Source organism: Gammaproteobacteria bacterium, from assembly GCA_013816845.1.
In the GTDB taxonomy this organism is placed as follows: domain Bacteria; phylum Pseudomonadota; class Gammaproteobacteria; order DSM-16500; family DSM-16500; genus Aquicella.
In genome coordinates, this window is the sequence record JACDDU010000004.1 from 121,335 (window position 1) to 133,426 (window position 12,092).

General features: G+C 37.1%; 9 protein-coding genes. 3 read left to right on the forward strand and 6 right to left on the reverse strand.

The window, feature by feature from the left end; translation table 11 throughout:
* Nucleotides 1-5 precede the first annotated feature (5 nt).
* The 3 genes from H0W64_08895 to H0W64_08905 form a co-directional block, all read right to left on the reverse strand.
* Complete coding sequence (locus H0W64_08895) at nt 6-989, reverse strand: fumarylacetoacetate hydrolase family protein (GenBank protein MBA3661831.1); 984 nt, start codon at nt 987-989, stop codon at nt 6-8.
* Nucleotides 986-2,053, reverse strand: a complete 1,068-nt coding sequence (hppD, locus tag H0W64_08900) for a 4-hydroxyphenylpyruvate dioxygenase (protein MBA3661832.1) — start codon at nt 2,051-2,053, stop codon at nt 986-988. The genes H0W64_08895 and hppD overlap by 4 nt, the downstream gene beginning before the upstream one ends.
* Nucleotides 2,054-2,143: 90 nt before the next feature.
* A complete protein-coding gene (locus H0W64_08905; protein ID MBA3661833.1) occupies nt 2,144-4,807 on the reverse strand; it encodes a hypothetical protein in 2,664 nt (887 codons plus the stop codon).
* Nucleotides 4,808-4,995: 188 nt separating this feature from the next.
* On the opposite strand from H0W64_08905, the gene H0W64_08910 reads away from it, so the two are divergent.
* From H0W64_08910 to H0W64_08920, 3 genes are read left to right on the forward strand one after another with little or no spacing between them, the layout of a single operon-like run.
* Nucleotides 4,996-5,952, forward strand: coding sequence for a hypothetical protein (locus H0W64_08910; GenBank protein ID MBA3661834.1), 957 nt, complete (start codon nt 4,996-4,998; stop codon nt 5,950-5,952).
* Between the two features lie 33 nt (nt 5,953-5,985).
* Nucleotides 5,986-8,124 (forward strand): bifunctional (p)ppGpp synthetase/guanosine-3',5'-bis(diphosphate) 3'-pyrophosphohydrolase, encoded by a 2,139-nt coding sequence (locus tag H0W64_08915; GenBank protein MBA3661835.1) that lies wholly within the window; start codon nt 5,986-5,988, stop codon nt 8,122-8,124.
* 41 nt (nt 8,125-8,165) lie between these two features.
* Complete coding sequence (locus H0W64_08920) at nt 8,166-8,780, forward strand: carbonic anhydrase (GenBank protein ID MBA3661836.1); 615 nt, start codon at nt 8,166-8,168, stop codon at nt 8,778-8,780.
* A 216-nt stretch (nt 8,781-8,996) separates the two neighbouring features.
* Here H0W64_08920 and H0W64_08925 read toward each other — a convergent pair whose 3' ends face one another.
* The 3 genes from H0W64_08925 to H0W64_08935 are packed head-to-tail and all read right to left on the reverse strand — an operon-like array spanning nt 8,997 to nt 12,070.
* Nucleotides 8,997-9,914, reverse strand: coding sequence for a class II glutamine amidotransferase (locus H0W64_08925; protein ID MBA3661837.1), 918 nt, complete (start codon nt 9,912-9,914; stop codon nt 8,997-8,999).
* 4 nt (nt 9,915-9,918) lie between these two features.
* Entirely contained in the window at nt 9,919-10,923 is a 1,005-nt protein-coding gene (locus H0W64_08930; protein ID MBA3661838.1) for a cyclic nucleotide-binding domain-containing protein, read from the reverse strand.
* Between the two features lie 22 nt (nt 10,924-10,945).
* The gene (locus H0W64_08935) at nt 10,946-12,070 is read right to left on the reverse strand and encodes a glutamate--cysteine ligase (protein MBA3661839.1); all 1,125 of its coding nucleotides are present in this window, start codon (nt 12,068-12,070) and stop codon (nt 10,946-10,948) included.
* Nucleotides 12,071-12,092: the final 22 nt, after the last annotated feature.

Genomic DNA, 12,092 nt, shown 5'->3' on the forward strand with positions numbered 1-12,092 from the left:
CATTATCATTTTTCTCCAACGATACGTTGATCAATTGATCCAAAAATTGAATGGTTACGCGTATCAAACATCTCTATACGAATGTGATCGCCGACGCGCATAAATGGTGTTTTGGGTTGCCCCTCTGCAATGGTTTCAAGCATGCGTTGTTCGGCAATACATGATGAGCCGCGGGAGCGATCATAATTAGAAACGGTGCCTGACCCAATAATGGTTCCGGCACTCAGTCTCCTTGTTTTAGCAGCGTGCGCAACTAACCGCGGGAAATCAAAAGTCATATCGCACCCGGCTTGCGGTTGCCCAAATAAATTGCCATTCAAATGACTCACAAGCGGTAAGTTAATTTTCCTACCATCCCAATCGGGCATAAGCTCATCAGTTGTTACTGCGACGGGAGAAAATGCACTTGAAGGTTTGCTATGAAAAAATCCGAAACCTTTGGCCAATTCATTAGGAATTAAATTACGTAGCGAAATATCATTGACTAACATCAAAAGACAAATTGATTTTTCTGCTTCACTTTCATCCGCTCCTAGATCGACATCAGTCGTAATAACGGCTACTTCCCCTTCGAAATCTAATCCCCAAGCTTCGTCGTGTAACACAATATCATCATGGGGACCCAGGAAAGTATCCGAACCACCTTGATACATAAGTGGATCATGCCAAAAATTATCTGGCATCGTTGCACCGCGGGCTTTGCGAACCAATTCAACATGGTTAACATAAGCACTGCCATCAACCCATTGGTAGGCGCGGGGCAATGGAGAGGCGAGTTCTTTGGGTTGAAAAGGAAGGGTATCTTTCCATTCACCTGCGTTTAAAGCATCGTAACGCGCTGCTAACTTACTTTGACACTGCTGCCAGTGATCGAGTGCGAATTGCATCGTCGCAGCAATATCTGTAGCTAGACAAGCGAGAGCTAAATCTTTGCTGACCACAACTAGTTGACCATCACGATTTTTACCTTTTAGCGTCGCTAATTTCATGCTTTTACCTCTTGAAGCACACCACGTCGAATTTGATCGAGTTCAATTGATTCAAATAAAGCGCGAAAGTTCCCTTCACCAAATCCCTCATCACCTTTACGTTGAATGATTTCGAAAAAGACGGGTCCTAACATATTTTGCGTAAAAATTTGTAATAATATTTTTCTTTCATCTGTCGTATTGCCATCAATTAAAATACGATTTGCTTTTAATGCCTCCAGAGGTTCACCATGATCGGGTAAACGTTTTTCGATTAAATCGTAGTAAGTATCTGGCGTATCCAAAAAGGCCAAGCCATGTTGATGCAAGGTTTGAACGCTCTCATAAATATTATCGGTACCTAAAGCGATATGTTGGATGCCTTCCCCATTAAAATCTTTTAAAAATTCTTCAATTTGGGATTGATCATCAGAAGATTCATTTAAAGGAATACGAATTTTTCCGCAGGGACTGGTCATTGCTTTACTTTTTAAACCGGTTAAACGACCTTCAATATCAAAATATCGAACTTCATAAAAATTAAATAAACGTGTATAAAAGTCAGCACAAGTTGTCATATTACCGCGATGAAGATTGTGTGTAACATGATCGATATAAGTCAAGCCGGCTGAAGCGACTTGTAAATTTTGTGAAGGTCGGAAAGAAAATTGTTGCGCATAATTAGGTACGCCGTGATGCTGATCAACAAAATAGATAAGACTGCCTCCTACACCATAAATAGCAGGTGCATTATATACTTTGATTTCACCTTCCTGAGGCTCGTAGGGAGTTGCACCCTGTTCAAGTACATATTGGAAAGCTTTGAGCGCATCATCGACTCGAAAACCCATTGCGGTTACACACGGACCATGTTCTTTGGCAAAAGGTCGGGCCATACTATTTTCAGTTAAGTTAACAAGAAACCGAATATCATTTTGTTGGTAAAGTGTTATTGGGTGCGTTTTATGTTTCCCATGTTCTGAAAATCCCATCGATTTAAATTGTGCTTCGAGAAGCGTGGGTTGATGGGTTGAAAATTCAAGAAATTCAAAGCCCTTTAAACCTGCTGGATTGCGCATACTCATAGTTGTTCACTCCTTTTTTCCATTATTAAGGATTTTAGGTCTTAGGGTGAGTAATGTCCAAGAGATTTCTTAAGCTAGAAATTCTGGGTGTCAAAGCGGTGTATATAGAGTTTGCTGCGAGGTGAGGTCCCGGTCTACAGAAGATGCAACTTTGAGCGTAACAATAGGTTGTTTAAAAAATGGATATTGTGGTTTGTCTTTTGGTTTTTCCCCGTTTTTCCATTGGGTGACATAATGATTATCATTGGCCTCAATAATCTTGGGCGCTTGTTGCGCAGCATCTTGGTTTGCAAGATTTTGGGCAATATGATGGTGCGTAGGATTGACAGGGTGTGTTGCAAAAGCCTTCTTTGACAAATCAACCTGCGTTTCTAACTGAGTGAACACTTCTTCATTTGAATAGAAATAATGTTTAATTGAATTAAAAGGCAAAATAAAGCAGACAAGTTTTTTTAACCAAGTGGTTAAAGCATAACGATCATGTGGCGCTATTTGCGCATGGTGCATATCGTATAATTCAAAATAGTGGGATACTTGTTCTGCAGGCGTCATTTTGTCATCAGCTAATGTGTTGATCAGACTTTGTAAAAGCGCTTGCTTGTTTTTATTTGTTTGAATGGCAGGCGTTTCGCTATATTTCTTGGTTTCATTCAATAGAAAATTGCGTGTCTGATAGGCTTCATATTGATCTGTTTTGTCTGGTTCAGTAACACGAGGTTGCAACCCGCCTTTGTCCTGTTCAATGCGTCGCAAACGTGCCTCATTTACGGCTTTATCAAATTGTGCTAATTCGGTTTTGACTTTGATAGTTAATAACACAATGGTATTTTGCATTGCTAAGAGTTGTGCTTTAGTTTGATGCGGAAAATTAGCTAGCCACATCTCAATATCAGCATGGGCTTCATCAGAAAGATCATTTAATTGTTTTAGCGAGTTTAGTAGCGGGCTATTCATGAATTCTTGAGGTAGCTCTGCATTAAACATAACAAGTTGAAAGTCAAGCTGCGTTAGATGTCTTTCTAAGATATCAATTTCATTGCGCCGAAAACGTTCTAATTGAGCCAGATAAAATTTATGAGAAATTAAATTGATACGGGTAACTTCAAAAGTTAGCCAATCAGTAAACACAGCGTGAATCAATTGATTAGCATTCCGATTGCGATAAAGAGAAATGATTTGATAAAAATTTGAGAATGAATTTAATAAAATGCGGTTTAGTTTTTGTTTTACGGTATCGATGTCATATAATAATTTATTACGTACAATAGTGGGAAATTCGTTTAACGATTGATTGGTAGAGAAAATTTTATTTTTAAGATGGGAGACTGATTTTTCAGTTGCTTTTGTTTGTTCATCATAAGCTTGTTGCGTATTAGGAAATGCTTCCCGCAAATTGCCAAGAAAATTATCAATTAAATACGCAAGTCGATCAATAACTTTATCCACATCGGTGTATATATTGTCTAACGTTTGTGCTTCAGGATAATGGCGACTCTGGATCTGGGCCGATATACTTTCATATTCTTGTAGATATTGTATTGCCTCGCTTAACAAAGTTAAATTTTGTGTCGAATCAGCATGGATATCTTTTAAACGCATAATTTGTTTTTTATTATAATCTTGTTTCGTGCTTTCTAAATTTTGATAGAGACGCTTCAACGCTTCGGCAAGGTGAATATAAGGATGTCGATCGATTGGAATTTGTGAAGTTGCTATGCTGTTTCTATGCTGATTGATAGAAAGATTAAGCGCTCTTAAGTCTTTCTCCATTAAATTTATTTTGTCTAATAAGGATTGATTAATTCGTCTGAGATCGGCATTCATTCTTGCGCGTAGTGCGTTGTCCTCGATAGCCGGAAGAAGTTGCGTTTTTTTCTGAAATAATAAAAATTTATTTAATAAAGCAGAAAGTTCATGTTGCGTTGGATTAGGGTTCTGAGCTTCCCTAATGAGTATCATTTTTTCTTCTTTTAATTCACTACACACCGAAGTAATTTGATTGATAAGCTGAATAGTTTCACATTTAAGTTGAGTAAGATCTTGCTCGATCCTCGCTAAAGAATTGTTAAAGTTAATTATATCTTGTTTATGAGAATCGACTGAAATTTTTATTTTTTGCTTGAATTTTTTTGTACTAATTTGCAAATCTCGATAAGCATCGTTAATGGCTTCATCTAAATCAGCGCTTGGCAAAGGATGAGTTAGGTCTGTGCAATTTTGTTTAATATCCTCAATGATAGGAACCAATCGTTTGACTTGCTTCTTAACGTGATGAATGAATTTTTTATTTAAGTCAAAACAAACTTTACCATGACTAACATTGGCGAGGGTTTGAAGAAGTTGCAAGAAATTCTCTTTCAAAGCTTTATCTTCATTATTTTCTTGGCGATGGATTAGCCATAAATAATTTTTATTTCTTAAAGTTTGATCCCATTGTTTTTCAAATTCAATTTGAAATTTTGACCACTGATTAGGTTCAGGAATTTTTCTTAAAATGATGTCTCTGAGACTTGGGTAACTGGCAATAACAAGGTTTTTTAAAGCAGGATTAACTCCCAGGGGGGCACTTTCATTTAACGTCTTAACAGTTTTTAAAAAAACATCCAGTTGCGTAATTTTGGTTTGGGTCAGTTCTTGACTAAGGATTGAAAGATAATGGATTTGCGCATCGATATCGTTGAGTAATTGATCAAACCGATGGAATAGGGTTTGATTGTTAGGCGAAATCAGATTATCAGAGCGAGAGGGCAGCATAACGGAAATTCCCCAATCTTTTTTTATTATAAATTTTGTCCTATCCTACCTTTTTTTAATAAGCTTTCCTACCTGTCAATATAATAATTCATTAAAATCAATCGCTTAGGGATGCATGCGCTTCATAAAAATTTAATATTAATACGTTAAACTTAAAGAAGGAATAATCCTATTCTAAGAGAAGTATAATGTTTAATCATGTGACGTTGTATGATCAGATAGTAAGGCCTGAGAAGGCTTTGCAACTTATTGAAAAATCTCTTTTGGACTTTGCGCCAAGTGCAACTCGACACGAACGCGAATTTATTTTAAAAATGCAGTCTAGCTTAAATGAATATATTATCCCAAATAATTTGGTGACAATTATTTCAACTTACTTGGACCTATTAAGTGGAAATCAAATTGAGCTTAGGATAAGTGATGAAGTTCATCAAACGATTGATCATTTTCGGACTAGGCTGGCTGGGAGACCTCCAAAAGCAAATGTGTTAATTAATAAAGAACAATTATTATGGATTCAAAATTCTTTATTGTATTTACCAAAATTAGATTTAGTTGATGACAATCAAGACATCATGACGCTCAATCATTTTAAACACGAATTAATCGAAAGTATTTCGAAAATTTCGAAACAAAAAATAATTGATTTAGAAAAATTAATTCATGTCTACCAAGAAGAAAACTCAGATGGAGAAAGCTGGGATGATGTATTACTCAGAAAGTCAGACAAAAAGGAAAGAGTGCAAAAAACGCAACCTTTTACCAATGAATCGCCATTGGTCACTTCCTTGGTGCAAACCATTAGCTTTCATCATCATCAATTTGGATTAAGGGAATTAGAAGATAAACTTAAACTTTATTTGGCTCAGAAATCACGGGAAGCTAAGGGCGATCAAAAATATTGCCGATATAAATTTTTTGGTATTAACTTTGGTTTTACTTTTGGTGAAAAGCAAAGTGCTGTCAATAAATTTCAAAAAATGTTACAGAATGGTTCTAAGGTGAATTTAACCTCGAGTGAATTACAAGCCTTGCGTAATGGCGAACTGGGTGACATTATAAAAAAATATGAAAAACTTAACCTTTTACCGGTTGAATTTTTAAGACAAGAACAGCGAGCATTTGGCGTTTCGTTCCGGTTTTAAATTATAATTATTTGTACTTCATTCGGACATCCTATGGTCAAGCGGTACTCACATCATCCAGATCCTTTTGTTTGGCTTGATCAAATTCAAAACGAACGTCAGTCTGCGGATGTTGATCAATTTCGCACCGCCATTACTTTATTTAAAGATTCTACGTCTCCGCAATTAATCAAAGGGATCAGTATTGCGGATATTTTGCGAGATATGGAGTTAGATAGTGAAACGCTTTGTGCCGCACTTCTTTTTCCTGGTTATAAAAACAATGAGATTACACTGGCTGAGGTTAATGATCGTTTAGGTGAGAGCATGACGAAATTACTCACTGACCTCATCCAAATGGAATCACTTTTTGGCATTAAAAGCATGCGTCAACGCGGTGCTGCGCAAATGGAAAATTTGCGCAAAATGTTATTAGCCATGGTGACAGATGTTCGTGCAGTATTAATTATTCTTGCCGAGCGTGTTTGGCAGTTGCATGACATTAAAACGTCTGAAGAAAGTGTTAAGAAACATTTAGCGCAAGAAACATTAGAAATTTTTGCACCTCTCGCCAATCGCTTGGGCGTTTGGCAGCTTAAATGGGAAATTGAAGATTTATGTCTGCGTTATTTAGAACCGGAAGTTTATTCAACCATTGCCAAATCTCTGGCTACCAAACGTCAAGAAAGAGAAGTTTATATTCAAAATGTGATGGATATGGTTTCGACTTTATTAAAGCAAGCGCAAGTTCAAGATTTTAAAATTCATGGTCGCGTTAAACATATCTATAGTATTTACAAAAAAATGACACGCAAACAAGCGTCAATTGATGAAATATATGACATTAGCGCTTTGCGGGTTTTAGTTGATAGTGTCAATGAGTGCTATACCGTATTAAGCGTTTTACAAAATCATTGGCCGCAAGTGTTAGAAGAATTTGATGATTATATTTCTCAACCCAAAGCCAATGGCTATCGATCAATTCACACTGTTTTGCTGGGTCCAGATAATCGTTTTGTTGAAGTGCAAATCCGTACGCATCAAATGCACCAAGAATCTGAGTTAGGGGTTGCGGCACACTGGCAATATAAAGAAGGTGGAACGCAATCTGCTCATTATGAATCTAAAATTGCATTATTACGGCAAGTGATGGCGTGGCAAAAAGAAATTTCAACTGAAGCTAATGAACCTCAAAAACTCGATTTATTTGCAGATCAAGTTTATGTTTTTACCCCGATGGGTGATATCGTTAATTTACAACAAGGGTCGACCCCACTTGATTTTGCTTACCATATTCATAGTGAAGTAGGCCATCGCTGTCGAGGTGCTAAAATTGCAGGCAATATTGTGCCATTAACCTATCAATTACAAACTGGGGATCGCGTCGAAATTTTAACTGCAAAGCATGCTAACCCCAGTCGAGATTGGTTGAATCCTCAATCAGGTTATATCAAATCTGCGCGTGCTCGTGCAAAAGCGCAACATTGGTTCAGAATGAAAGATGCGTTGCAATATGTTTTTGCGGGGCGTGAGTTATTAGATAAAGAATTAAAAAAAGCTAATATCCATGAACGTCCTGATTTAGCCCTGCTAGCAGCAAAATTTAATTATAAACATGCAGATGATTTGTTGAATGCCATCGGCACCGGTGATGTGAAAGTAGCGCAAGTTATTCATTTTGTTAAACCGCCATTACGCGAGCCTATTCAGCTAACCCCACTTCCCCATGCTCCTCAGCAGACTTCATCTCATATTCAAATTTTGGGTGTTAATAATCTTTTAACCCAGATGGCCCAATGCTGTAAGCCTCTGCCAGGCGATAATATTATAGGTTATATTACGCGCAACCGTGGGATTAGTATTCACCGCCAAGATTGTAAAAACATGCCAAGCGCCAAAGATATTAATCAAGAACGTATAATCGAAGTCAATTGGGGCGAAGAATTAACGGGTAAATATCCAGTAGATTTGTTGCTTCATGTGCAAGACCGGACAGGAATGCTGCGTGATATTACAACCCTTCTTGCCGGAGAGAAAATTAATGTACTTGGTTTGCAAACCCAAAAATGTTTAAATCCACAAGAAATTGAAATTTATATTACCGTTGAAATTGATTCACGCGACCAGCTTAAGAAAGCACTCCTTCTTTTACAGCATGTTCCAAGTGTGCTCAATGCAAAAAGACGTGAATAAGGGTTAACTGCATTTAAAGTAGGAATGAATTTAAAATGACGATGAAAAAAGATTTTATGAAAATGTTACAAGGGTATCGCGCTTTTAGGGATCAATATGCGAATGGTGCCGAATCTGTTATGCAATATCTTTCTTACTATGGGCAACAACCTGAGGTTATGGTTGTCGCTTGTTGTGATTCACGGGTTGATCCGGCTTTAATTTTGCAATGTGATCCGGGTGATTTATTTGTTGTGCGCAACGTCGCAAATATTATCCCTCCCTATGAAATTGATGAAGGGCATCACGGTACCAGTGCTGCATTAGAATTTGGTGTATGTTATTTAGCGGTAGAGCATATTATTTTGTTAGGTCACAGCCAGTGCGGTGGTATTCAAGCCCTGCTTGAGGGGAATAATGCAAGCCACAACGACTTCATTACCAATTGGGTATCCCTGATCAAAACGCCCCAGGCAGACGACCATGAACCAGATGACTATGCTAAACTGGCTCTCCACCATTCTTACGCAAACTGCCTTACCTTTCCTTGGATTAAAGAGCGCGTAAATCAAAAGAAGTTAATGATTCACTTATGGTTTTTTGACATTGGTAAAGGGGAAATATTTACTTATTCTGATGTGCATAAGAAATATTTGCCGCTGGATTCCGAGGGCTAAGACTGTCTTAGCATAAGCTTTTTAAATGTTGCGGATTCATCCTCAAGAAACGATTACCCATTGCACAGTTACTGAAATTAAGTTTATTCCCTGGAGTTGATTCAAGCAAAAATAATCATGTCTTAGGGTATTGTGCAGCGGACAACAATTTTTTTGGTTCAACCTCAGATGAGAGCATAGTCTAAATCAATCATACAATTTTATATAAATTTAATTTTATAATTGTATATCCTGCGAAATAATTTTAATTTCCCCTTGTTCTGGATAGGCCATAATTAATGTGTATTCAGGTACCTCTATCCACGTCGTTGTGTCTTCTGTTAATGGCTCCGAGGCAATGATAATACTATTTTTCTTTTTTGTGCCTTTCATTTTGTATTCATCATCATAGTAGCCATAACTTTCCCCATAGGTGTACCAAAGCGAGTGGTACGTAAAATGAGTTGCGAGATGGTTATCGGTAGGGTGCCAACCGTAATCGAAAACAAAGCGGGTCGCAGCAATAAATTCCCCATTGGAAATAAATAAATTGATGGGAGAAGTAACTGCAATATTGTATTGTTGTCGTACACGTTGCAAAATTTTTAATGTTTTTATAATAGCTGCTGATACATCAGTTGGTTCAAAGCTGCTTAAGGGATGAGAAAGCTGCGACAAGAAAACCGCATAAATCCATTCGCTATCCGTGGTGCCATGAATACATCCTTGATAAGCAGGAAGAATGTATTCCAGCAGACTATATTTCATGCGGTCAAAATCAGTTAATATGCCATTGTGTGCGAGAGCAATATTGGATCCTTCAAAAATAAAAGGGTGCACATTTTGAAGCGATACCACCTGTTTTTCAGAATAGGGTACACCACGGATGTGCGCTAAAAAACAAGAAGGCATAATTTTTTTCGCAAGATTACGTAAGTTTTCATCGTAAAAAGGTAATTGCGGGGTTTTATAGATGAAAGGCAAACTTGGAGCGTGCGAAATATTTTCCCATGCACTCATGCCAAAGCCTGCTAGATTTAATAATTTTGACATGTATTTTGGGTAGTAACTTTGCTTGATAAAAGAATTGTCTGTCTTATAGAGTAATTCTTCGATCAAAATAGGTTTACCTAGATAAGATAAAACGCGACACATAAAATCACCTATTATAAAGTTCGCTTTTTAAACGCACATCTAATTTGTCAACCGATCGTTCCAGTGCGACCAAAGATTTGCAAATCCAATCAAAAATTTTATACCATAAAACAGTATGATGACGTTGCAAACGCTGAAGTTGATCTTGAGTAAACTGCATTAAAATTGCACGTTCACAGGTTGTAAAATTATAAAGTTCATTTTGATTATCAGAAGCAAGCGATAGGCCGCAAAAAAATTGAATGGGACCTATAACAGATAATTTTGCTGATTTGTTATTATGAATAATACCCGATTGGACGGCACCCTTAAGTACCAGGTAACATGCAGCATCTTTTTCATTTTCATGAATTAAAGTGCATTGCGGACTTGTTTTTATGAACACAGCGGTAGATAAGATAGTTTCAAATTCTTCATGAGTAAAATCTTCAAATAATGAAGCTTGACGTAATTCTTCGCGCGATACTAAACACTCTGCGAAGGAAATAAGACTCGGACGATGAAGTGATTGAATAACTTCACCAAATAAAGAGCGTGTTGTCATATCAGTGTTATTAATAATGCCAGTAATTTTTTGATAGAGCATTTGTAAACGGTTAATGACTTCAAATGCAATGACGCAAGAAATTTTATATTTAATCTCTGGGAGTAAAATAGCGAGCATGGCAAAATATTTGTTGGATACGTGCAAACACGAAATAGTAGTGCTTGCTACAACTGAAGTTGCGCAGGGCCCTTGATCAATTAAGCCAATTTCTCCAAATAAATTACCCCGACTGAGTGTAGCGAGATAGGTACCTGCTTCTCCTAATACTTTGGCTGTGACCAAGGCTATACCATCTAGGATAATAAACATTCCAATATTTTTTTTGCCTTGCTCTAAAATCAAATCTCCTGAAGCGTAAATGCGCAATTCACATTGCGCCACAAGTTTTTCCAATTCTGCCAAATTTAAATATTTGCAAAGTGGAGTGTCTTGTAAGGCATTTTTTATTTCAACATTCAACATAATTTATTCCGTTAATAAAAAATCAATAACTATTTTTTTTCCAAATTGTACATTGCATTTCAACTAATTTAGCAAAAGATCCTGTTTGCTTAAGTAATCGTCGTAGAAGAGTAGCATCATTTTTTTTCTGCATGACTGACTGCTTTACCTCAGCTAAATATTTTTCTAGGTTTAACTTTTGACTGTATGCTTGAATTAAATCCAACGTGTCAAAAATATCATCAGCAATAGATATTTTTGTATTATTACTTGCATTAATGAATATGCCCTCAAAACCATAGCGCATTGCTTGAAAGCGGTTGTAATCTTGCAAAATATAAAAATCCGGTTGAAGTTTGATGGGACGCTCACTGATCAGGTAAGCACCCAAAGCCTGTAAATATGCGGTTATGATCATCGCCTTATGGATTGTTAAGGGCATATCACAAACACGAACTTCTACAGTACCAAATTCAGGCTTTGGTCTGATATCCCAATAAAAATCCTTCATATTCTTAATAATACCAAATCGTTTCATTTTATAAAAAAATGTTGAAAAGGATTTCCAATCAGGCAAGTAGGGGATAACGCCGCTCGAAGGATAGACATTAAAAATATTAGCGCGCGATGAACAAAAACCCGTATCCACACCTTCATTAAAGGGAGACGACGCACTCAAGGCAATGAATTGAGGAATGTAGCGAGCTAATGCATGCGTGAGGTAAATTGCATCGGTTGGATTTTCACAACCATAATGAATGTGTAAGCCAAAAACTGTAGAGAGTTTCGATAGAGATCGATATTGACGTGAAAGAAGTTTAAATCGTTTTGTGGGATAAATTTTTCTCATCATCCATTTTTGAAAAGGATGGGTGCCGCCGCCTGCATAATCGATACCAATCATCTCACCCTGGATTAATAAATAATGCTGGATCGCAAGAAGTTCTTTTTCTAAAGCGAAGACAGTGTGATGCGGTGACGAATTAATTTCAATCATGCTTTGAGTTATTTCAGGTTTGATAAGTTCGGCAAAAGAACTTTCTTCAATCTGTCGCATCAAAGCTTTTGCGCCTGCGATAAGATCGCCTGAGTGGGGATTCACCAATTGAATTTCAAGTTCCGTTCCAATGGTGCCAGGTTTAGATGATTTAAAAGGAAGTAATTTCATCTTCATTCCTTCATGGTGTAGT